The following is a 23,524-nucleotide window of genomic DNA, read 5'->3' as shown; positions in this document are numbered from 1 at the left end:
CCGGAGCATGCTGCTCCGGCCCGGCCCTCGACGTCGTCAGCGACACGGCCGGGGCGGCCGCCCCGGCTCGGCCGCCAGCCCTACGCGACGGTCAGCAGCGACCGAATCCGGTCCGCCCCGAGCGCCAGCAACAGGGTCGGCAGCCGCGGTCCGGTGTCCCGGCCGACCAACAGCTCGTACAGCAGTACGAACAGCTCCCGCTGGGCCACCTTCAGCTCCGGCGACGCGGGGGCGTCCAGTGGCAGCCCAGCCTGGATCTTCGGCACGCCGTACACCAGCGCCGTCAGCCCGTCGAGCGACCAGTTCTCGTCCAGACCGTCCAGCAGCAGCTTCAGCGCCTCCCGCTTCACTGGAGACAGCTGCTCCAGCCGCTCTCGGTCCGGCTCCGCCCGCACCTGGGTCCGCTCTTCCGCCGGGACGTAGGTGCTCACCCACGCCTGCGCACGGTCTAGTCGGGGTTGGGCCTCATCCAGGCCGGCCAATGGCTCCCCGACAGTGAAGTCTTGAAGGATGCGAAGGGTCTGCTTCGGGTCGCCAGCCGCCACGTCCGCCACCGAGGCCAGCGTTCGAAACGGCAGAGGACGTGGGGTGGACGGCAGCGGCCCGGCCGCCGGACCCAGCGAACGGGCGCGCACCGCCACCTCCAGCTCCGTGGCCGTGGCCCCCTCTACCTTCCGGCCGAGCGCATCCCACTCGTCGTAGAGCCGCAGGATCTCCGCGTCTAGCGCGATGCTGAAGCTCTGGCGCGGCTGTCGGCGGTTGTAGAGCCACCGCAGCACCGCGGGCTCCACGACCTCCAGGATGTCGATCGGGGTGGGCACACCGCCCTTCGAACTACTCATCTTCGCCATGCCACTGATCCCGACGAAGCTGTATCCGAGGTACGACGGCGGAAGCCCGTCGAAGATCTCGCGCACCACCTGCGACCCGACGGTGAACGACGAGCCCGGAGAAGAATGGTCGACGCCGCCAGCCTCGAAGGTCACGCCCTCGAAGGCCCAGCGCATCGGCCAGTCCACCTTCCAGACCAGCTTCCCGCCGTCCGTCTCGGACAGCGCGAAGCCGCCCTCATGACCGCACTCGCACCGGTACTGCATCTGGGTGCTGGCGTCGTTGAAGCTGACGACCGTCGTCGAGTCCCGCCCGCAGACCTCGCAGTACGGCCGGTATGGGTAGTAGCCCGCGGCACTGGCGGCGGCCAAGTCCTCGTCGTCCTGCTCCACCTCGGCGTCGACGGCGGCCTTCTTCGTCCGGTACCGGCCGAGGACGCCGTCGATCTGCTGCCGGTGGCGCATCGCGTGGACGATCTGCTCGCGGTAGGCGCCAGAGGTGTACATCTGCGTCTGGCTGATCTCGTCGACCTCGACACCCAGCTTGGCCAGCGCCGCGCGGAGCGGAGCCTTGAAATGCTCCGCCCAGTTCTCGTGTTCTCCACACGGGTCAGGCACTGCGGTCAGCGGGCGGCCGATGTGTTCGGCGAAGTTCGAGGGGACACCGGCCGGCACCTTCCGGAGCCGGTCGTAGTCGTCCCAGGACAGCACATGGCGACACTCCAGCCCCCGGCGGCGCAGTTCGTCCGCCACGAAGTGCGGCACCATGATCTCGCGCAGGTTCCCGAGATGCACTGGGCCGGACGGGCTGATCCCGGACGCACACACCAGCGCAGCCCCGTCACGGCGTTTGCCCTCGGCGATCACCTGGTCCGCAGCCGCGGCCACCCAATCACCTTGCTTCACGCCCACGTCACAATCCTCCGGCTGATGGGTATTCAGTAGCTTCTAGATTAGAGGTGGTTGGGAAAGATCGAGAACATGTCGCGGCGCGACACCGGCCATGGAAGCCCGGGTGTCGCAGCTGGCGGCTGGAGAGCCGGAAGCCCGCCCCCCAGGGTCGGGGACGGGCTCCGGACGGCTGCCGGGGTTACTCCCAGCCGAGGGCCTGCCGGAATCGGTCGAACTCATCGCGCGGGATCGGCTGGGTCGGCACATACAGCAGCTGTGTGACCGTCCGGTTGGTTCCTGGGTAGGTCCGGTTCTGGTAGATCCGCAGCCGGGGGAAGACGACGGTCTGCTCGGGGCGGGTGAGGTCGAACAGTTGCTCCAGGTCGTGGGGCAGCGGGGTGCCGTCCTCGTCCACCAGGTCGACGTGGCCAATGGCCAGGGGTTGATGGGCGGTGATTCCCGGGGTTGGCTCCACCTGGTTCAGCTCCGGTGCAGCCGTAGAGCTGGACGGTGGGTCGAGCGGCGCGGCGGCCGAAAGCTCGGCGGGCGGGGTCTCCAGATCCGCGCCGCCCGCACTGGCGGCCTCCGCAGCGGCTTCAACGGCCGGCTTCGTGGCGGGCTTGCGGGCGGCCATCAGTGCGCTTTGAAGGTGCCGTAGACGAAGGACTCGGGGCGCGGCACCTCGAGGCCGATACGCTCGGAGCCGCGCATCGTGACGACGCCCCTCTCAAAGTTGTCGCGGTTCTCGGTGCTGACCTGGACGCTGACCTGCTCGCGGTCGTACAAGCGGGCGCCCAGACCGAAGCTGCCGACGAGGAACTTGCCCTGGGTGATCGCCATGGAGTCCACCACGGCGAGCCGCCAGACGATCTTCTGCGCGCCGATCGCGACGTTGACGGCGACCCGGTACGCGCCCTGAAGGTCGGTCTCCAGCTCCAGGTCCTCGAAGTCGAACGGGTGGAGCACGATCCCGGTCGGCGGGTAGTAGGCGAGCACCGCACGGGTGGCGGCACGCCGGATCGCCGCGCTCTGCTTGTCGGTGTCGGTCTGGGCGTAGGTCTGCACCCCCTGGGTGTTGACGATGCCGGTGATCTTCTCGTCGCCGCCGGCTCCGAAGAGGAGTTCGTTGTCCTCGGTCATCTTGACGCCGTCAACGAGTTCGCTGTCGATGATGTCGCGCAGCCGCGGCTCGTCGGCGAGCGTGTTCTTGTGGACCGGGATGGTGTGCGCGATCTCGGCGACCGGGTAGGTGACGGTCTTGAAGGTCAGCTGCGACTGCGGGGCCCGCGCGTACACCTCGACGGCGGCCGTGCCGCCGGGCGGCACCTCCATGGCCCGCTCGGGCACGATCGCCGCCGCGTTGGTGAAGCCGGTGACACGCACCCCGTAGAGCAGGTTCGCGGTGGTGGTCTGGGAGGGGAACAGGTCCCGGATGCGGCCGGGCCGCACGGCGCGCGGCACGATGTCCAGGTGCTCAGGGGTACCGAAGCCGAGGACACCGGCGGTGCCGGCGCTACGGCTGAACACGTCCTTCCGGCCGAGTTGGTCCAGGGCGCTGCCGTCGATGGTCACCATCTGGTCGAAGGAACCCCGGAAGCCGGCGGCCTTGAGGCCCTTGAACTCCTCGCTGTCGAGGAACCGCTCGCCGAGGGACTTCACCTGGCTGGCCAGGTGGGCCGCGAGAGCGGCGTCCTTCGGGGCGAAGGGCTGCGAGGTGGGCTCGTTGAGGAAGGCGTGGACGGTCGCCGCGCCTTCCAGGTCGGTGATCAGCTGCTTGATCTCCTGCGCCTCGCTGAGGGCCTTACGGAAGGCGGCGGCCTTCTCGGCCGAGACGGTCACTCCGCCGTCCTCGACGGCGAAGGACGCGCTGATGGTGTCGAGCTCGGCGGCCTTGGCGCGCAGCGCGCTGTTCAGCTCCTTGAGCCGACTCTTGTCGATGGTGGTGGGCACGGTGTTGCGCTCCTTGGGATGGTGCCGGGCCACCCCGCCAACGCGGGACGGAAGAGGTCCAGCCGTGCGACCGGTCAGCACCGGATCACCACGGCGATCGGCACACCGTAGGAAGAGCTGATTGTTAGTGTCGCGTCGAGGCTCACGCCGCGTTCCCCCACTGCTGTCAGCGCTGCCCGACGCTCTCAAGTCGTCTTTTCATCAGCCGATTTGGCTGTGCCCAGCTCGGCTTGGGGCTGGTGAGTGTGGTGCTGTTCGGCAGGGTGCCGGGCAGCCGGCCATCCGCCGGCCAATGCGCTGGAGACCCATGTACCCCTTCCCCCGACCCCAACTACCGCCTCTGGATGCCCCCATGGGCTGGCTTGCCGAAGCCGGCCATGACGTGAACCCGCTCCTGATCATCGACGGGCAGGAGTTGCGGGTCGTCCAGACCCCTACCGGGTGGGCACTGCTGATCAGCACTTCCTCCACGGTCGAGCTGTCCGGGCCGTCGGACACCTCCGCGCAGGCGCAGGAGTGGCTGCACCAGTACGCGGCATGGCGTCTGTGGCCGCTGGCCCGCACCCGCGGGCCCTGGGGCTGCCTCGCCCTGGCTTCGGAGGGCTGGATGACCGCGCTGGCGCGCACGGCCCTGCCCCCGACCGTGCAGGTGCACCTCGGCGTGCAGGAGGCCGAGGTGCACGCGGCCGCTCACCTGATTGTCCCGGCCGGGTCGTCTACCGAGGGCAGTACCAGCCTGCCGCCGGGGGTCCGGGCGGTCCAGGAACGCTTCTGGCCAACCGACACAATCCGTTGACCTGCAGTGACATCTGATCGGAGAGGTGACCGTTCCCACGATGTTGGAGATCAATTCCCGGCGGCCCTCCACAGGGCGATACTGACCAATGCGAAATCCTGCTGCTGTCCGTTGGCCGCGTGATGAGCGTTGCGCGCGCACTCCTGGGACGAGAGGAAGTCGGACGGCCAGCAGCATGGGAGCCAGATACGGCGCGGGCCCGGCGGCACAGAGCTGTGCCGCCGGGCCCCGTCAGGATCGTGAAACGTCAGGCGGTGTTCGGGTACATGGTCCAGCGCTGGTTGGCGTGACCGGCTGAGCAGTCCCAAATGCCCAGGGCTGTGCTGTTGGCGTCGTTCCAGCCGGGCAGTTCGATGCAGCGCTTGGCCGTGGGGTTGTAGATGGTGCCATCCGCCTGCAGGGTCCAGACCTGGCCGGTGGCGCCGCTGCAGTCTGCTGTGACGACCTGGGTACCGTTGGCGGTGCCGTTGTCCATGGTCGAGACGCAGCGTCCGCCGGTGCGCAGGGTTCCGTCGGAGGCGAAAGTGAACTTCTGGCTGGCTCCGTTCCAGCAGTCGTAGAACCTGAGGTTGCCTCCGTTGCTCGCACCCCAGTTGTCGAAGCAGCGGTTCGGATTCTGTACAGAGCTGATGTTGTAGCTGACCGGCGTCGGGACGGGCAGTTTGCGCGGGGTGCCGAAGCGGGGCAGGCCAGCCTCGGACGCGGTGCCCAGGTACTGGGTGAGGGTGCCGCTGGAGTCGGTCACGATGAGGCCGGGGTTGCCGTCGCCGTTGATGTCACCCGGTGAGTCCACGACGGGGTAGGCGGCGGAGCTGAATCCGCCGGGCAGCAGCGCGTTGGCGGTCGGGCTGGTCCACTGCTGGCTGCTGTTGTTGAGGCAGTCCCAGAGGATGAGGTGGTTGCCTGGGTTGTTCTGGCCGTCGGGGACGGCGAGACAACGGCTGGATTGGGGGTTCTGCAGGGTTCCGGTGTACGGGCCGTCGACCCACTTCTGGGAGCCGGTTCCGTTGCAGTCCCAGAGCTGGATGTTGGTGCCGTTGTAGGTGTCGCCGTTCTTGACGTCCAGGCACTTGCCGAGGACGTGGAGGGTGCCGTCACTGCCTCGGGTGAAGGACTGGCCACTGATGCCGAGGCAGTCCCACAGCTGGGCAGGTGTGCCGTTGCCGGTGTACGCGCCGTTAATGTCGGCGCACATGTTCGCGCTGGCAGCGTTCTTCACGGCCGAGACGAGCGCCTTGTGAGTGGGTACGTGCAGGGATTTTGCCGCTGGCGTGCCACTGGTAAGGGGCATCGCCAGGGTGGTGATTGCGCCGGTGGTGGTGTCGCGTACCCACAGCGTCGGGACACCTGCGATCACGCCAGGGGACAGCAAGGTGAAGCCGTCCCAGTCCTCGTTGTCGCCGCCGAGGTCGACACCGTCGCCGAGCGGGCAGCCCCCGACCGAGCTTCCTGGGTAGAACCGCAAGCGGCCGTTTTCGATCGTGATGACGTTCGGCCGGCTGGCACTGTTCGGCATGGCGCTGAGGGCTGTCAGCTGATCGACGTGGTCCCAGGTGCCGCCGAGGCCCTTAGGGCACGTGCCGCTGTTGCCGATCTGCATGACGCCCGAACGGTCGCTGAAGTGGCCCGGCGTTCCGGCTGGCACACGGGTGGAGTCATTGAAGTAGACGTAGAAGTGCTTGGTGCCCTTATTGTAGGCGAACAGGTCGTCGACGCTGTTCTGGCTGATCGAACCGCGGTGGGCGATCAGGTAGTTGTTCCAGCTGTCCTGCTCGGGGCTCTGCGCCTTGGTGGAAGCGATGCCAGGCTGGGCAGTGAAGTCACTATTGCCCGGAAGCAGCGTCAGCGAGCCGTCCGCAGCAGGGATCAGGTAGTCGGGGGTGCCGTCGAAGTCGACGTCACCGGCGACGACCTTGGTGGCTTGGTTCCAGGGCGCAAAGAAGTCGTAGGTCGCGGCCTGGGGCTGAGTGTTGCCCGCGTTGTCCGTGGCGCGTACGTACAAGCGGTGGGTGCCCCACTGGTCAGGGTTGAGGTTGATCGGGATATCCGCGTAGGCGTTGCCGTTGGCGTCGACGCCAGCGACGGGCTGGGCCTTGTAGCCGGTCGGCGGGATGTTGTCGTCCAGGTTGTACTGGAACTCGCGAACGCCACTGGCCAGGCAGGTGCCTCGGGTGCAGCCGCTGGGGACCGGGTCGGTACTGGTGACGCGGATGGTGGCGCCCTTGTCGCCAGCGTGGCCGGTGGGCTTGATGCCGCTGCCGATCGGGGGGAAGACGGTGGAGGGCGCGATGTAGGCGAGGGTGGGTGGGGTCAGGTCGACGTTGAAGTAGCAGTAAGCGGTGCCCGCGCTGCCCATCAGCCCGTCGGTGGCCCAGGCGTTCCAGCCGTACTGGTGCCCGTCGGAGGCCGGGAAACCGATGTTGGCATCACCCCAGCCCCGGCCGTTGATCGCCTGGCTAGTGGGCCAGGTGACGGTGGCGGGAGCCCCATTGGCGTCCGCCGCCATGTTGTCCCATATGTGGAAGCCGACATTGATGTTCGTCCCCGGCATCGGGGTGGAGGCATAGGCGTGCAGAGTGATGTCGGAGGCGCCGTTGCCCAGCGGCACGGTTCGCCCGATCCAGCCTGGCTGACCGCTGCCGCAAGCGTAGCCGTTCGGGTTGATCGGCATCGGGCTGGTGTACATCGAGTCGGGGGTGTTCGGCGGGAGGTCGTAGGTCGCGATGACATACGGATTGGTGTTGAACCGCATGAAGTGATCGATGCTGGTGGAGCGAGTCTCGTCGCCGAACAGGCCAACGGTCAGTGGCCGACCTTCCTGGACTACCTGGCGCAGCGCGCCCGTGACATCGAAGTCGACACCCTGATACCCACAGGAACCGTACGCACTCTTGGGCCACTTGGTCTCGCCGTCTTGACGTACGCCGGGCTGGTTGTTCCAGGTGGTGCCGCCGTCGATGCCCCAGGTCCACTTGAGGGTGACCGGCGCGGTGGCGCTGCAGTCATGAGCTGCGCCGTAGGTCTCCGAGAAGTACGCCTGGGCGTGATCGATGTACATCTGCGGGGTCAGGGCCCCAGTGCCGATCTCGTAGAACGAACGCTCCATGCCATAGCAGTTGCTCCGGTAGTGCTGGTAACCCACGCCCTCGCCGTTGTCCTGGGCGACGTCGTACTGCGGCGAGCCGGCGCACCCCTCCATCACCTGGGCGAAGTGGCTGGTGCCCATGGTCGGGGCGGGCTGGAAGGTCGGGTCGATGAACAGCGGCCAGACGGTGCCGTTCCCGGCCATCAGGTCCGTGTCCGGGGTCAGGGTCAGCTTGCCGTTCGTCGTGTCGACAGGGACCGGTTTGACGTGTGCTCCGAAGCCAGGGCCGTCCGTGGAGGATGCGTCCGGGCTGGTCGAAGGAGAGACCGAGGCGGGAGCGAGCGAGCCGACGCGCGGCGCGGCAACCGACGTCTTCTTGGCCGGAGCTGCGCTTGGTGCTCCCGACTCCGTGACTGCTGAGTCCCACATGAGGGGAACGGGTGCTCGGAAAGCGGGTGTGCCGTCCGGCCCTGCAGCCGTCAGATTGCCCTGCGAATCGGCGGAGACGGTGAGGCCCTTGGCGGTGGTGCCGAAACTGAGGGTTTTGAGCACTGGGTTGGCGGCGGCGTTCGCATCCTTGACGACCAGGACCTCACGGACGGCGCCCTGGTCGGACACATCGACCCGCAGGTCCACGCCAGGCAGGACCGCCGGATAGGTGGCGGTGCTGCCAGACACCGTGGGTGCGGGCAGAGCAACCGGGAAGGTCAGCGCAAGGCTGCGCCCGTGGCTGTCGGTCAGCGTCGCCAACGGGCCGGTGCCACCGCCGGACAGGGAAACCTGCGACGGTGTGGCGCTTGGCGAGTAGGACCCGTCCGGGCCGCGGTTGAGTTTGGCGTCGACCGGGGTCCACGTGCCGTCCTGCTTCTTCACACGCGTCGGCCGGAGGTGTGAGGTGACGGTGAGCTTGCCGTTGGGCTCGGCGACGGTGAGCGAGGTCTCGGTGGTCAGGGCGTCAACCGTGACCGGCTTGCCTGTCTTCTTTGCCGTGAGCTGGGCCGCCTGGACGGCGTTGCCCGGGATCATGTCGGACGACTTCGGGGCGTCCGTCGACGATTGGCCGGGCGGTACGGCGAACGGGCGGTCGTCGGCCGCCGCGATGCCGGGCGTGGTCGCGAGGAGGGCGAGCGCGCACACGGCAGCGAGGCGTCTCGTCAGCCTTCGAGCGGCTGACGGAAGAACGGGAAAGAGTTCCCCCATGGTGTGTCAATCACTTTCAGACAGGGCTGAATCCCCACGAACGGTTGTGCGATGCGTCACATTGACCGGAGTGAGGTGTGGTCTTTGTCCATTTCTGGCGCCATATCCAACACATCGTTCACTGACGATGAGTCATGTGAATAGGTCACGCGTAGCCGAACGCTATTGCGTCCCTTGGCCTGCTGGCAATACGGTGCCCGCCGTCCTTCATGGACTTGATCTGACCACACATCAACACAGTTCAGATCAATACGGATAAAGGAACGATAAGGGTACGCATGAAACTCAGAAGGACATGGCCAGTCGGTCGGCCACCAGGAGGGGGCGGCCGACGAAGCGTCTTGACCGCAGCGGCCTTGACGGCCGTGATGTCGTTGGTGGTTCCGCTCGCCAGCTCTAGTACAGTCTTCGTCGCCCGCGCCGCCGATCACGGCAATGACCGGCTTCCCGAACTGCCGCGCGTCAGCGGACACAACGCCGACGGCAAGGCGAACCGTAAGGACCTGCCGCGCCCAACCGGGGCCCGCGACCTCACGACGCACGCCCCCACCCAGGTGCAGTGGCCCAGTCAGGCCACGGCCTCGGTCGATCTGAAGGCTGAACCTGCGAGTCCGGGCAAAGGGAGCACTGCCAAGGGTGGTGACAGTGCTGGCGTTCAGGTCGGCCTGACCCCGGTCCGGCTCAGCGCTGCGTCGCCCGACCACGTCAGTGACAAGGCCAAGGCAGCGGCTGGAGACGCCTCCCAGATCGGCAAGCCTTCCTCGGTCGAGGTCAAGGTCGCCGACCGCAGCCAGAGCAACAAGGTCAACGTCGACGGCCTCCTCGTCGGGCTGAAGCGCACCGACGGCGGCCGTCAAGCCGCTAGCCTCAACATATCCCTTGACTACGGTGCGATAGCCGACGCTTACGGCGGCGGATGGGCCTCCCGGCTCCACCTGGTCGCCATGCCCTCGTGCGCGCTGACCACCCCCGAGCTGGCCGAGTGCCGGACCCGGCAGCCGCTCGACTCCGTCGTCGACCCGGTGACCAAGACGATCAGCGGAACCGTCGCGGTGCCGGGCGGCACCCCGCTGGGCGCGGAAGCCTCGCCCAGCGGGGTATCCGCCATGAAGCTCGACTCGCTGTCCGCATCCGCATCTGCCGCCACCTCCGCGAACAGCGGAATGGCCGTGGCGGCGGAATCCGCGCCCGGCGGTTCCCAGGGCTCATACACCGCGACCGACCTGTCGACCACCGGCTCATGGTCGCAGAACGCATCCGGCGCCTTCACCTACAGCTATCCCATCACCACGCCACCGTCGGTGACCGGTACAGCGCCCGGGGTGGCCCTTTCGTACAATTCCCAGGCCGTTGACGGCGAGACGTCGGCTCGCAACTCTCAGGCGTCCTGGATCGGCGACGGTTGGTCGTACGGTCCCGGCTTCATCGAGCGCTCCTACAAGGCGTGCAAGAACGCGGGCATCGACAACTCCGGCGACCAGTGCTGGGCCGGCTGGACCGCCACCATCTCGCTCGGCTCCCGCACGGGTGAGCTAGTGCGTGATGACAAGGGCCTATACCACCTGCAGAACGACGACGGAACTCGCATCGAGCGGCTGACCGGCGCGGTCAACGGCCTGTGGCAGGGCGAGTACTTCAAGGTCACCACCACCGACGGTACCTCCTACTACTTCGGCCTCAACCACGCCCCCGCTACGACAGCCGACGGCGCCACCAACAGCGCCTGGGGCGTCCCGGTCTACCACCCGAACAGCGGCGACCCCTGCTACAACGCCGCCAAGGGCAAGGACTCCCAGTGCGACCAGCAGCCCGGCTGGCGCTTCAACCTGGACTTCGTCGTAGACCCGCACGGCATCGTGCAACGCTACGACTGGGCCACCGAGTCCAACCGCTACGCCATGGGCGCAGGCCAGGCCGGCGCATCCGGCGGCAATGGCACCCTCACCACATACACCCGCGGCGGCTACCTCACCCGCGTCTCCTACGGCTACCAGCTCACCGACGTGCTCGCCGGCCGAGAGCCCTCCGCCCGGATCACCTTCGACACCGCCGAGCGGTGCGTGACCTCTGCGGACACCTGCAAGCCGGAGAACCTCAACTCCTCCACCGCCACGAACTGGCCCGACGTCCCGTACGACCTGGCCTGCCAGGACGGCTGGACCACCAGCGGTACCGGCTCCAACGTCTGCCGGTCGGCGTCGCCGACGTTCTGGTCCACCAAGCGGCTCACTGCCATCCGCACCGAGCTGCGGACCCAGAGCGGCTGGCAGGCCGTGGACAAGTACGAGCTGACGCAGGTCTTCTCGGACGCCGGCGGCATCATGGACCCAGTCACCGGCAAGACCCCGGACAAGCAGAACGTCGGGAGCCTGCAGTCCGTGATGTGGCTGTCCAAGATCCAGCACACCGCGCAGGACCCTTCCACCGGTGGCAGCGAGGTCAAGCTCGACCCGACCACCTTCGCCGGGACCGAGATTGACAACCGCGTCGACGGCTCCGACACCGGCGCCCCGCCCCTCTACCGGCCACGGATCATCGGCGTCAACACCGAATCCGGCACGTCGATCGTGGTCACCTACCGCGACCCGGAGTGCTCGCGGACCAAGGGCACCATACCCACCTCGGCGGACAGCAACACGATGGCCTGCTACCCGGTGTACTGGACCCCGACGGGCGCGGCCGCGCCGATCGCGGACTGGTTCAACAAGACCCTGGTCGCCAAGGTCACCGCTTCGGACACCACCAAGGCCAACTCCCCTTCCCGCGAGACCTCCTACAGCTACAGCAGTGCCGCGTGGCACCGCGACGACTCGGACCTGACCGACGACCAGTACCGCACCTGGAACGACTTCCGCGGCTACCGCACCGTCACCACCACCACGGGCACCGCACCCGACCCGGTCAGCCAGACCACCGTCTCCTACCTACAGGGAATGAACGGCGACTACCTCGCCGACCGGACCACCCGGCGAGTCAGCAAGCCGAAGAACTCCCTCGGAGAGGAAGCCGTCGACAGCAACTGGCGCGCCGGCACACCACAGGAGACCGCCACCTACACCCAGGCCGGCGGCACTCCCATCACCAAGCAGTTCAACGACGCCACGGTGCTCGCTCCCGGCCCGACTGCCAGCAGGACCAGGACGGCCTGGACCTCCAAGACAGGAGCTACGGTCTCAACACTGCCACCGCTGGAGGCACACCGCGTCAAGTCGACTACCAGCCGCTCCAGCGCGTTGCTGTCCGACCAGAAGTCCTGGCGCACCGGCCGCACCGTCACCACTTACGACGACCTCGGACGGCCCATCACGGCCGACAACCAGCCCGACCTCACCACCGGTGACGGCCGAACCTGCGCCACCACAACCTACGCGGCCGCACCGTCCGGCAACCCGATGATGCTCAACTACCCGAGCGACATCCTCACTGTCGGCGGAGACTGCAACACCGCACCGTCCGCCACCACAACCATCAGTGACCGACGGCTGATCTACGACGGCAGCGCCGATCCGGCCAACCCCGGCACGGTCAACGTGCTCGGACAGAACGGCACCACGCTCGGCTACACCACGGCGACCCAGTCGCTAAAGTCGTACGACGCCCAGGGCCAGGCCACCTACCAGACCCTCACCGCGCAGGCCTTCGACGCCTACGGACGCATCACGCGCAGCATCGACGGCGCAGGCGCGGTCAACCTGACAGCCTACAACCCGGCGACAGGAACGCTTCCGACCGAGATCTCCACGACCAACCCGCTCGGCTGGAACGCCAAGAGCGTCCTCTCCCCAGCCCGTGGCCTGGTCACCAGGGCGATCGACGCAAACGGTCGCGTCACCGATGCGACCTACGACGCGCTCGGCCGTCGCACCGCCGTGTGGCTGCCCGGCAACAGCAAAGACGCGGGCAAGACGGCGGACCGGACCTTCAGCTACGAACTCCACGGCGTCGATCCAACCCCGTCGAGTCACGCGAACCCGCCTAGCGTCACCACGCAAACACAGTTGGAGAACGGCACCTACCGGACCGACGCCACCATCTACGACGGTTTCGTTCAGCCCCGCCAGGTCCAGTCCACTCCCGCCAACAGCGCTGGCGGCCGCGTGGTGACCTCCACGCGGTACGACAGTCACGGCAAGGTCACCAAGACCACTGCCGCTTGGTCCGACCCGACCACCAGCCCTGGCACCGCCCTGTTCGAGGAGGATGACAACACCGTCCCCTCTCAGACCCGGACCGTCTACGACGGCGCCGGTCGGGTGATCGCCAGTAAGCTCTTCGCCAAGGCCACTGAGCTGTGGCAGACCGCCACCGCCTATCCCGGCGCAGAACGGACCGACACCACTCCGCCCGCTGGCGGCGTTCCGACGACGGTGTACACCGACGCCCTCGGCCGGACCACGGCCTCCGTGCAGCACGGCGGGCCGGGCATCGGCGACGTGACGACCCACTACGCCTACGACGCGCGCGGCAAACTCACCAGCACTGCGGACAACGCCGGCAACGCCTGGACCTACAGCTACGACGTCCGCGGCAACAGGATCTCGCAGAACGACCCGGACACCGGTACCAGCACCACGGCGTACGACGACCTCGGCCGGGTGGTAAGCACCACCGACGGCCAGGGAAAGAGCCTCTCGTACACCTACGACCTGCTCGGCCGCAGCACCGGCCGCTATGAAGGCACCGACACCGGCGACCAGTCGAAACTGCTCGCAACCTTCACCTACGACACCCTCGCGAAGGGCTACCCGACCTCGAACACGCGCTTCGTCGGCGGCGCCGCAGGCAGTGCGTACGTACAGAAGATCAACGGCTACACCACCAGGTACCAGCCGACCTCCACAACCAGCACCATCCCCGCCACTGAGGGCAAGCTCGCCGGCGACTACACCCAGACCGCTTTCTACACCGACAACATCGGCCTGCTCGCCGGCTACGGCTATAGCGGGGACGGCGGCCTGCCCGCCGAGAAGCTCGGCTTCGGCCGCGACCTGATGGGCGAGGTCGTCAACACCGGCACCGACAGCACCAAACTGCTAGACCTGGCCAACTACAACGCGCTCGGCCAGCTCCTGCTATCCCAATACGGAAACCGCGGCGAACTGCTGCGTACAGCCCGCACGTACGACGACACCACCGGCCGCCTGACCACGAGCAGCGTCAAGCTGCAGCAGTCCGACGCCAACCCGATCTCGTTCACCAGCTACGGCTACGACCAGGCCGGAAACCCCACCAGCACCTCCGAGCTCCAGTCCTCGGGCGGCACCGACCAGGTGACCGACACCCAGTGCTTCCGCTACGACGGCATGGACCGTCTGGCGGAAGCATGGACTGACACCTGGGGCGTGAGCGCATCCGGCGCGGGCCAGACCTCCCGCTGCAACAACAGCAGCGTCGGACTCAACTCGCTGGGCGGACCGGCTCCGTACTGGCAGAGCTTCCAGTACAACCTGCTCGGCGACCGCACCCAGCAGGTCAGGCACGACCTCACGGGAGACACCTCCCGCGACATCACCCAGACCAGCACCTACCCCGGCAACGATCGGACTCCCGCCGCCAAACCCAACACACTCACCACCGTCACCTCCCGCACCGGCACCCCGACCAGCACCCTTCCGTCAGCTATGGCGGGCACCGGCAACACCCAGCTCTGCCTCGACATCACCAGCGCACGAACCGCCGACGGCACAGCGGTGGATACCTGGACCTGCAACGGCAGCGGCGCCCAGAAGTGGAGCCGACCAGGTGACGGGACCCTGCGGGCGCTCAGCAAATGCGCCGTTCCGAGCAACGGCAGCGGCGGTGCAGGCGTCGGCATCATGCTGGCCACCTGTGACGGCAGCAACAATCAGAAGTGGCAGGACGGCGCCAACGGCGCTCTCGTCCATGCCGCCTCCACGCTGTGCCTGGACATCCCAGGATGGAACCAGAACCCCGGCACCCCGATCGGTCTCTGGTATTGCACCGGCAACGCCAACCAGAACTGGCCGGCCGCTGTCAACGCACCGAGCGGTCCTGCATACACGGCGACATTGACTCCGCAGTACGACGCGGTCGGCAGCACCACCGCCCGAGCAAGCACTGGCACTACCACCCTGCCGTCTGCCGTTCCGACGGGTACCACCGCGCTGTGCCTGGACGCGTCCGGTGCCCAGAATGCCAACGGCACGGCAGTCCAGACCTGGACCTGTAATCGCAGCGCGGCACAGGACTGGACCATAGACACCGACGGCACCCTGCGGGTCCTCGGCGCCTGCGCCCGCCCCGTCGGCGGGACCGGGGGTTCCAACGCCCAGATCGAACTCTGGGCCTGCGACCCGAATGACGGCAGCCAGCAGTGGCGCACCGGAACCGACGGGTCCCTCGTCCACAAGACCTCCGGCCTGTGTCTGGACAATCCAGGGGGCAACCCCAACCGTGGCACCCGCGTCGTGTTGTGGACCTGCAACCGGGGCCCGAACCAGAAGTGGGGTCCGAACGGAACCCAGCCCACCGCCGGCGCGACCCAGGCCTTCAACTACAACAGCGAGGGCCGCACCGAAAGCGTCACCACCCCGAACGGGGCGGGTACCAGCACCTCCCAGTACCTCTACGACGCCAACGGAAGCCTGCTCATACAGCGGGGCCCTGACGGCACCCTCCTCTACCTGTTCGACGGAGCCGAGCAGCTCACCCTCTCCACAGACGGCACGACCGTCTCGGGCAAGCGCTACTACCAGCATCCAGACGGCACCACCGTCATCCGGACCAACAGCGGAGCCGTCACCTACGAACTGACCAACCCCCAGCACAGTTCCACCCTCCAGGTCGACGCCGCCACCAAGGCCGTCGCCCGGCGCGCCTTCGACCCGTACGGCAGCCCCCGCGGCACCGCCCCGGCCACCTGGGCCGACAACCTGGGCTACCTCGGCAAACCCACCGACAGCAGCAGCGGGCTCGACCTGTTGGGGGCCCGCAACTACGACCCGGCCCTGGGCCGGTTCCTCACTGTCGACCCGGTCTTCGAATCCGGCGACTCCAACCAGATGGGCGGGTACACCTACGCCGCCAACAACCCGGTCGCCAAGTCCGACCCGTCAGGCTTGATCCCGCTGGGATGCGGAACGGAAGGCGCCTGCTACGGCTACACGCCCGACAACGGTTGTAAAGGTGGGACGTGCGGAGGCTCCGACAACGCAGAGTGGGGCGCTCAGCACGGACTGACTCCCAACAATGGCGGCGGATGCAAGCCGGGCGATTGCGGAACCGCCAAAGCCGCGCCCAGCTACTGGGACTGGCTGGTCATGAAGCGTGAACTTCAGAAGTATTGGAATTACACTCACGAGAAGGTCTGCCTTGACCGGCGAGGCTGTAAAACTCTTGCAGAGTGGAAACAGGACGGTGCAGATCGGGCCCAGAATCTTAATAATTTCCTTTCGAGTGTCGCTCATGGCACCGAGATGGTCGCAGGATCCACTGTCACGGCGCTTGGCGGAACACTTCTTGCGTCTGGCGCAGCCGAATGCGGTTCGGGAGTTCTATGCCCAGCGGGTGCTCCTTCCATGGCCGGCGGAGCCGCACTTGTAGCTCCCGGAATGTCACTGGCTGCGGACGGCGCCAGGGGCCTAGGCGATGACCTCGGGAAGCTCTTCTCGGAGGCGGATTCGTCCTGGATTCCCGAAGATGCAAACGCTAAACTCCCCGACGCCTGGGGAGCTGGCAAGGGCACCAAGAAGGGCGTCGGATGGCGCTGGAATGACGGCAAGGGGAACGGCGTCCGCATCGACCAAGGAAATTCAAACAACTCCCAAGAGTACCAGCAGGTCGATCATGTCGTAGTCAACTACGGTGGGAAGATCATTGGTCGAGACGGGAAACCGATTGAAGGCCCCATCAATAAGGACCAGCACAACGCATACATGGCCCACATTCCACTGGAAAATTGGCTCAAGTGGAATAATTGGTACTCCCCCTCTGGGTGAGTGAAATTCAACTTCCCCATGCCAATGAAGGGATGACCACTGAAGACAAAGACGCCTCACAGGCTCTAGCGTTGACATAGCCCTTCAAGCTATATCCACCCCGAGCATCCATGTGAGCATCTGGTCGAATTCTTCCAGTCGTGCCCACTCTCTCCTCGAACCCCTATCAAACTCATGTTTGATAGGGGTCCTTGGTGTCAATCGCCCAATCCGCACTAGCCACGGTGCGCCGCCTCGGCCACCTGGCTCTCGGTAAGCATTTCCCTCCGCGCTATGCCGCCTGACCCGCCACACTGGCAGCGAACAACTGAAACACCGCGCCTACCCGGATCTGGTGCCGACCTACGAGGTGCCATCAGGGGCCTGTTCGAACGATCGCGAGGCGAGTACCCTTGGACCGTGATTGATCATGGCATTGCCCTCCCTTATCACCGCCTTCATGTCGTGCCTGCGGTTGTGGCGCTAGCCAGCCCATCATTGCAGCGGGAGGTGTGGCTTGACCCGAGCGAACTGCAGGACCTCAACCACATCGCACACGTTCTATTCGATGACTTCTGCGATGCGGACGATCCGTCGCGCTCGTTGGGGTACAGCCTTCGCACAGACGAGGAAGTCGAGCTGATGGCGCGTCTTGGCGCTGCCTACACGGCCGTTCAGGATGCGGTCGGCGCTGATGCCCCTGACGAGGTCTACCTGGACTCGCCGGACTGGCCTGCCGTAGTCGCCACAGCGGCTCGGCTGGCTCAGGTGATGGTGACCAATGACCTCACGGCTTTGGAAAAGCTACATGAAGCCGGCTATCGCTGGCCGCCCGCCACCGGGCAGGCTCCATTCGAGACCAGCAATGGGGAAGTTAATTCATGACGGCAGCCAGTACTCCACCGAGAGTTCTCCTTATGCCCAGCTCGGCGGCACTCGCTTCAACAGTCAGACGTTGGACCTGATATCCGGAAAGACCCCCGGATGTTCCCCGAGCGGGCGAAAGGCCGTGGATGCCGCGGAAGAGGACGGTGGCAGCCGAACACCGACTGGTCGCCGATCTCCGGCAGCCGCTGCCCGCTTCCGGATAGCGGACAGGACCCTGGACGCCATCGACCTCCTCAATAGAGGGCCCGAGGATGCGGCCGGGGCGGTCGAGGCGGCCGGAGAGGTGCTCGACGCCCTCGCGGCCACGGCCTTGCCTGCCCAGAAGGCCGATCTGCTGGCCGCAGCCCGGCCCGACGACGCCCCACACGCCCTACCCGATCAGCGGAGACACGAAACGCCCCTCACGAACCCGTGAGCGGCGATCCAAAAGTCAAGACAACAATACGCCGGTCAACCCGACAAACTGTCGGATTGACCGGCGTATTCGGTCGGATGGCCCTTCTGGGTGCGGGAGGGCTACCGGGCGTTGGCGACGTGGGCCACAGCCGACCTGGGGGCGATTACGCGGGACGCCTACCGGAACCACGAGCTTGGGCGCGGCAACTACTCGCCGATCGACCTGGCCGAGCAGCTCGGCGTCTCGCACGCGGCGATCTCTGCCGCTGCAGCCAGGCGCGGCTGGAATCCCGCGATCAGCAAGGCAGTTGGCGTGCTGGCGAGGCGGTAGCGCTCTCGCCAGGCAGTGAGCACGGCGGGGTTCCGGGTACCCCCTGCACCTGGTGGCGGCGACGCTCGGAGAGAACGAGGTGCGACGACGTCTGGACGCCGTGCGGACGGCCTGACCGGGGTCCGGGATGCCGAAGGGGCGGATACCGTGTGTCCGCCCCTTCGGCTACTGAGTAGCGGGGACAGGATTTGAACCTGCGACCTCTGGGTTATGAGCCCAGCGAGCTACCGAGCTGCTCCACCCCGCGTCGGTGAGACCGACTGTACGGCACGAACCGGTGGTCACAAACCTGGTTGCTGCACGGTCGGCGCCGATGGGATCAGCGCGCGAGTTGTCCGGCGAGGGTGGGCGACGGCTGCGGCACCTCCCCGAAGTCCTCGTCGTCGCACAGGATGGTCAGCCGGTTGATGACGCTCTCAAGGGCTGCGGGGAGTCGTGGGTGGAGCCCTTCATGGCAGCGGGCGAGTATGTCACGCCGGACGTCCTCGGGCAGCAGCGGAGTCAGTGCCTGGAAGGTACGGCGGGTGCGCGGTGTGGCCGAAACGCTCTCGGCCTGGCCTCGCCAGTGGGCCGCGTCACGGGTCTCGCCGAGGGTGAGGTGGTGCAGGTGCAGCAGGTAGGCGGCTGTGGCGCTTCCGGAGCCAGCCGCGAACTGCCACCAGAACTGGGCGGCGTCCGCGCGGTTGGTGACGAACAGCAGGCTGCCGAAGACGAGCGCTCCTTCGGGGTGGACCTGGTCGGAGTTGACGAGGCGGTCGAGGGACCGGCCGGCCTGGGGCGCGTTGAGGACGAGGGCGACCGCCAGGTCGAGTTCGTGGAAGGCTTGCTCGTGATCGGAGGGGAAGGGGGCCGGAGCCGCCGTGATGTGGGCGGCTGCGGCGGGCGGCGCGGTGCTGGTGCAGGTGAAGATCCTGGCCTCGGCGGTGTCCGTGTCCGGGCCCAGGTCGAGGTGCGGGTCGGCGTGCCAGGTGAGGAGGCTGGGGTGTTGGTCGGCGGCGGGTCGGCTCACTGGTCCTCCTTTGGCCGTTCGGCGAGTTCGGGCCTTCCGATGGCGTTGGCGAGGCGGCGGCGGGCGTGGCGGAGGTTGGAGCGCAGGGTCGACAGGGGGGTGCCGAGGAAATCGGCGACCCCCTGCTCGTCCAGGTCGAGGCAGTACCGGAGTACCACGCTGTCGTGCTGGCGCTCGGGCAGTTCGAGGATCGCGGTCATCAGGCCGATGCGCTCGGGCAGCGTCTCCAGGCTGATGCGGGCCTGACGGCGGAAGTGGTCGATGACGGCGTCCAGCGCCGCCGCCTGCACGGCGACCGGCTCGCTCTGCGCAGCGCGCCAGGCCGCGAGGTGTTCCTTGAGGAGCCTCCAGGCATAGGCTGCGGGGATCTCCTGGCGCAGGGCGAAGGACCAGTTGCGGCGCAGGTGCTGCTTGGTCGCCGCCACGACCAACTCGGGACCGCCGTCGCGATAGCCGACCTGGGTACGGACGAAGCCCAGCCAGGCACGTTCGTGGGTGGCGCAGAACGCGTCGAAAGTGAGCGTCAGGCGTGCTCCGCCCGGAGTCGTCCCGTTGGTGTCGGTCAAGGCCCGGCCTCCCCTGCGGCCGCCGACGTTGGGCGGCTCGTCCCGGTTGATCAGCATGACGGTTCCCCTCCCCGTACCGGCGTGTGGCCGGTGCTGGTGCGCTTCGGGGGAACTCGTCTCCCCCCGAGGCACATGCAAGCGCAGTCAGGGCCCCTGGGTGCAAAGGAGGCGCAAAGAAAATGACTGACGGTAATAGTATGACTACTGCATTACCTGATCGATTGTCAGGTCGTCGTGTCTTAGGTTGGTCATCGCGCTCCCGCGCCGGCCGGAGCGGGCGGGTTCGCCCGTCCGGGCGGCGTCGGGGTTGACATGCAACGGCCCCGGGCAGGTACCGCAGGAGCATCCGCCGGTGGCGCGCCGTGGCGCGCTCCGCATGGCGCAGCGCGGACAGCAGTGCAGGACGAGACGGCCGGGGGGCCACGGTGGGCACGTACAACGACGAGGACGAGATCGACCTCCAGCTCCATCGGGCCCACTCCGCCCGGATGTACGACTACTACCTCGGCGGGACCACGAACTTCGCCGCCGACCGCGAGGCCGCCGGCCAGGCGATCGCCGTCTTCCCGGCCGCCCGGGTCGCGGCGCGGGCCAACCGGGCCTTCGTGCACCGCTCCACACGCCTGCTCGCTGGCCAGGGAGTCGCCCAGTTCCTCGACATCGGTACCGGGATCCCCACCTCGCCGAACCTGCACGAAGTCGCGCAGGGGATCAACCCGCAGGCCCGGGTGCTCTACACCGACAACGACCCGATCGTCTTCGCCCACGCACAAGCTCTGCTACTGAGCAGCGCAGAGGGCATGACCGCCTACCTCCAAGCCGACGTCACCGATCCCGCCGCGATCCTCTTCTCGGAGGAACTCGCGCAGACCATCGATGTCACCGCGCCGGTCGCCCTCAGCCTCAACGCCCTGCTCCACTTCATCCCCGACGACCAGGACGCCTACCGGATCGTGGAACAGCTCAAGAACGCCCTCGCCCCGGGCAGCGCTCTGGTGATAAGCCACGGCACCCCCGACTTCGGACCGGCCGAGGCCGAACGGATCACCCAGGTCTACGCCGCCGCCGGCACCACGGTCCGCATGCGTACCCGTGAACACATCGAGCGGTTCTTCGATGGCTGGGACCTCCTCGACCCCGGGGTCTGCCCTACCCACAGGTGGCGGCCGGACGGCGCCGAGCAGGGGATCACTGAAGCCCAGGTGAGTGCCTACGCCGCCGTCGCGGTGAAGCGGTGACCAACTGCTGCAAGTGAAGCATCTTCGGTGCCAACGGATGCAATCGTTCGCCCGCGAAATCCCGAACGTTCTGAACTGACCGATCACCCGGTGGTCCGCGCGTCCGCGAACAGGGCGAGGGCCGCACCGATCTCGCCTGGCTGGATCACCACCGTGGCCAGGGTCTTGCTCTCGTCAGCGGGAGGCTCGGGCGGCTGCCAGTCGATGCCGGCAGCGGTGAGCACCGCGACCAGGTGCTGCACGGCGGAGGCCAGGCGGTCGGCGTTCTCCCCGGAGAGGACCTGCCCTGCCTTGTGCTGGAGGTCCGCGAGGGTCTTCATCTGGGAGGCGACCCGTTCGATGTCGGGCGCGAGGGCGGCCAGCGCCGCGTCGGGGCCGGTTCCCTCGACGTCGAGGACCAGGCGCACGGGGCTGGGCTGGCCGACGGTCGGCACTCCGTCGCCGGAGAGCGTGTACGGGACTTCCCAGCTGGTCGAGCCGAAGCCGCCTTCGGTGTACCTCCAGACGGTGGCGATGACCCGGTCCGGGTAGGTGCCGATGATCTCCACCGTGCCGGACTCGAGGCGGTCGTCCTCGGTGGGACGCAGGCGCTGCTCCACGGCGGAGGCGATGGCGTCGATCCGCTCCTCCAGCGTGCCGGCCAGAGGCGCCAGTTCCACCTGGGCCTCGCCCAGGACCCCGCGGGCCTTGCCGGGGTGCTGCTTGAGATCGAGCGTGGACGTGTGCTCATTCGCGCCGAACAGCACCGGACTGTACTCGTACAGGTCCAGGTCGGTGATGCAGCGAACGCCCTTGATCCGCTTGGCTGTTCTGACCTGGTAGCCGATCGACCACTGCACCTGGTCACCGAAGAACAGCAGGTTGGCGTACATGTCCTTCCCGGCCTGGGTGGCCAGGTTGCAGCGGCCCTTGACGAGCAGCGCGCCGGCCTCGGCGGGCCAGGGCTGCCCCTTGGGCAGAGCGGCGGGCAACCGCGGGTCGCCGGGCAGCAGTTCCTCGGTGCGCTCGGTGCGGGCCGTCCACACGTTCCAGTCGTGCGACCACACTCCCTTCGGCGTGATCTCCGTGAGGGTGCGGGCGTAGGCGCCGGGCTCGATCACGTCACCGTCGTGGTCGCGTAGTCCGGTGATCGACACGAGCGTGGTGAAGGTGCCCTCCTGGTCGTCGGTCTCCAGGATGCCGAGGGCCGCCTGCTTGTGGTCCAGCGTGCTGCTGGGGGTCGGTGCCACCGTGTCGCTCCCGGTTCGCTGGGTTGGTGGCGGTCACGGTAGGCGGAGGGCTGGCTTGGGTCTCGTTCTACTCGTCGTACCAGTTGTCGTCGTCGGTCTCGGCGCGGACCTGCTGGACGTGCCAGTCGCCGGGGCCTGCGAGGATGACGATCTCGGACTCGTCCAGGCAGCCGATGCCGGTCCCGGGCACGGCCAGGATGCGGGTGACCGGCACGTCGCCGCTGATCGTGTAGCCGACGGGGACCTCGCCGCCGTGCGTGGCGAAGTCGGTGGCGACGTGTTCTTCGGTGGTGAAGGACGACAGCGGGCGCAGGGGCAGGTCCGTGACTGTGCCCTGGCCGTCGATCTGGCTGACGTGGGTGTCGTCGTAGCCGCCGGTGAAGCCGCGGTGGACGGTGATGTGGGTGACGCCGAGGCCGGCGAAGTGGTCTTGGGTGTTCTGCCACATGGCGGTGAGGAAGGCGCGCAGCACGGGCCCGTCTTCGGCGAGAGCCTGGGCGGTTTCGGCGTCGAGGTGGGGGTCCCCGTGTTCCCAGGCCATGGTGTCGGCGAGGTTGAAGGCCTGGCGGGCGCTCTCCTGGAGGGCGAGGGCGTTCGCGTCGTGGTCGTTGGAGGTCGCCGCCCACCCGGCGACGTGGTGGGAGACGGCCTCGGCGCGCGCGAAGTCCCGGTACTCCTCGGCGTTCATCCTCACATAGCCCCAGGGCTCGCGGCGGGCGCCGCTGTCGAGGTCGGCTTGCTCTACGTAGTCGGCGTAGCCGGTGGCCCCGGACTCCGGGCGGTACGCGGCGAGGTGTCCGGCACGGACCCGGGCGAGGCGGTCGCGTTGGCGGTCGTTCAGCAGCTGCTCGTCGGGAACGCCGTCCATCCGCCGGGCAAGCGAGTCGCACATGGCGGCCTTGAGCTTCGCGGGGGACCTACCCCGCTTCCCGAGCAGGTCGTCCTGGCTCACGGCGTGGTCGTCCGCGAGGGTGCCCGGAAGGCCGACTCGGCCGGCACCCGGGTGGTGGGCGAAGCGGCCTTGGAGGTCGCGCGCGTGCCGGGCCTCGTCCCAGAGCCAGCTCTTGCGGCGCAGCCGAAGGGTGACAGCGGGGAAGTCGTGCACCGCACCGCCTTCTGCCGGGGATCAGGACGCCGGCAGCGTGGCACCGGGCCCGGGGCGGTGTCGCGCCGAGCGG

Annotated in this window: 12 protein-coding genes and 1 tRNA gene; 4 read left to right on the top strand and 9 right to left on the bottom strand. The window is 67.6% G+C overall.

Annotated features, from left to right (window positions below):
• Nucleotides 1–80: 80 nt before the first annotated feature.
• The 3 genes from lysS to ACIOGZ_RS03630 form a co-directional block, all read right to left on the bottom strand.
• Nucleotides 81–1,742 (bottom strand): lysine--tRNA ligase, encoded by a 1,662-nt coding sequence (lysS, locus tag ACIOGZ_RS03640; RefSeq protein ID WP_363629068.1) that lies wholly within the window; start codon nt 1,740–1,742, stop codon nt 81–83.
• A 178-nt stretch (nt 1,743–1,920) separates the two neighbouring features.
• On the bottom strand, nt 1,921–2,355 hold the full coding sequence (locus tag ACIOGZ_RS03635) for a hypothetical protein (RefSeq protein WP_363629069.1): 435 nt from the start codon (nt 2,353–2,355) through the stop codon (nt 1,921–1,923).
• Complete coding sequence (locus tag ACIOGZ_RS03630) at nt 2,355–3,671, bottom strand: phage major capsid protein (protein WP_363629071.1); 1,317 nt, start codon at nt 3,669–3,671, stop codon at nt 2,355–2,357. Before ACIOGZ_RS03630 ends, ACIOGZ_RS03635 begins: the two co-directional genes overlap by 1 nt.
• A gap of 352 nt (nt 3,672–4,023) precedes the next feature.
• Between ACIOGZ_RS03630 and ACIOGZ_RS03625 the strand changes: the two genes are divergently transcribed.
• Nucleotides 4,024–4,467, top strand: a complete 444-nt coding sequence (locus ACIOGZ_RS03625) for a hypothetical protein (protein ID WP_363629073.1) — start codon at nt 4,024–4,026, stop codon at nt 4,465–4,467.
• Between the two features lie 247 nt (nt 4,468–4,714).
• On the opposite strand, the gene ACIOGZ_RS03620 is transcribed toward ACIOGZ_RS03625, so the two are convergent.
• A complete protein-coding gene (locus tag ACIOGZ_RS03620) occupies nt 4,715–8,689 on the bottom strand; it encodes a ricin-type beta-trefoil lectin domain protein (RefSeq protein WP_363629075.1) in 3,975 nt (1,324 codons plus the stop codon).
• A gap of 404 nt (nt 8,690–9,093) precedes the next feature.
• Here ACIOGZ_RS03620 and ACIOGZ_RS03615 point away from each other — a divergent pair, with 404 nt between their 5' ends.
• Together ACIOGZ_RS03615 and ACIOGZ_RS03610 are read left to right on the top strand one after the other, a co-directional pair.
• A complete protein-coding gene (locus ACIOGZ_RS03615) occupies nt 9,094–16,710 on the top strand; it encodes a ricin-type beta-trefoil lectin domain protein (protein ID WP_363629076.1) in 7,617 nt (2,538 codons plus the stop codon).
• Between the two features lie 399 nt (nt 16,711–17,109).
• The gene (locus tag ACIOGZ_RS03610) at nt 17,110–17,574 is read left to right on the top strand and encodes a hypothetical protein (RefSeq protein ID WP_363629078.1); all 465 of its coding nucleotides are present in this window, start codon (nt 17,110–17,112) and stop codon (nt 17,572–17,574) included.
• Nucleotides 17,575–18,477: 903 nt separating this feature from the next.
• On the opposite strand, the gene ACIOGZ_RS03605 is transcribed toward ACIOGZ_RS03610, so the two are convergent.
• From ACIOGZ_RS03605 to ACIOGZ_RS03595, 3 genes are all read right to left on the bottom strand, one after another.
• A tRNA-Met gene (locus ACIOGZ_RS03605) sits at nt 18,478–18,551 on the bottom strand.
• 72 nt (nt 18,552–18,623) lie between these two features.
• The gene (locus ACIOGZ_RS03600) at nt 18,624–19,313 is read right to left on the bottom strand and encodes a hypothetical protein (protein WP_363629080.1); all 690 of its coding nucleotides are present in this window, start codon (nt 19,311–19,313) and stop codon (nt 18,624–18,626) included.
• Entirely contained in the window at nt 19,310–19,936 is a 627-nt protein-coding gene (locus tag ACIOGZ_RS03595) for a sigma factor-like helix-turn-helix DNA-binding protein (RefSeq protein WP_363629082.1), read from the bottom strand. The genes ACIOGZ_RS03600 and ACIOGZ_RS03595 overlap by 4 nt, the downstream gene beginning before the upstream one ends.
• Nucleotides 19,937–20,304: 368 nt before the next feature.
• Here ACIOGZ_RS03595 and ACIOGZ_RS03590 point away from each other — a divergent pair, with 368 nt between their 5' ends.
• Nucleotides 20,305–21,117, top strand: a complete 813-nt coding sequence (locus tag ACIOGZ_RS03590) for an SAM-dependent methyltransferase (protein WP_363629084.1) — start codon at nt 20,305–20,307, stop codon at nt 21,115–21,117.
• An 83-nt stretch (nt 21,118–21,200) separates the two neighbouring features.
• Here the strand turns inward: ACIOGZ_RS03590 and ACIOGZ_RS03585 are convergent, their stop codons facing one another.
• Both ACIOGZ_RS03585 and ACIOGZ_RS03580 read right to left on the bottom strand, forming a co-directional pair.
• A complete protein-coding gene (locus ACIOGZ_RS03585; protein WP_363629086.1) occupies nt 21,201–22,346 on the bottom strand; it encodes an HK97 family phage prohead protease in 1,146 nt (381 codons plus the stop codon).
• 67 nt (nt 22,347–22,413) lie between these two features.
• Nucleotides 22,414–23,451 (bottom strand): hypothetical protein, encoded by a 1,038-nt coding sequence (locus tag ACIOGZ_RS03580; RefSeq protein ID WP_363629088.1) that lies wholly within the window; start codon nt 23,449–23,451, stop codon nt 22,414–22,416.
• Nucleotides 23,452–23,524 lie beyond the last annotated feature (73 nt).

The organism is Kitasatospora sp. NPDC088160 (assembly GCF_044741445.1).
GTDB lineage: Bacteria > Actinomycetota > Actinomycetes > Streptomycetales > Streptomycetaceae > Kitasatospora.
The sequence above is the reverse complement of the archived record's forward strand: the minus strand, read 5'-3'. Positions and strand labels throughout refer to the sequence as shown.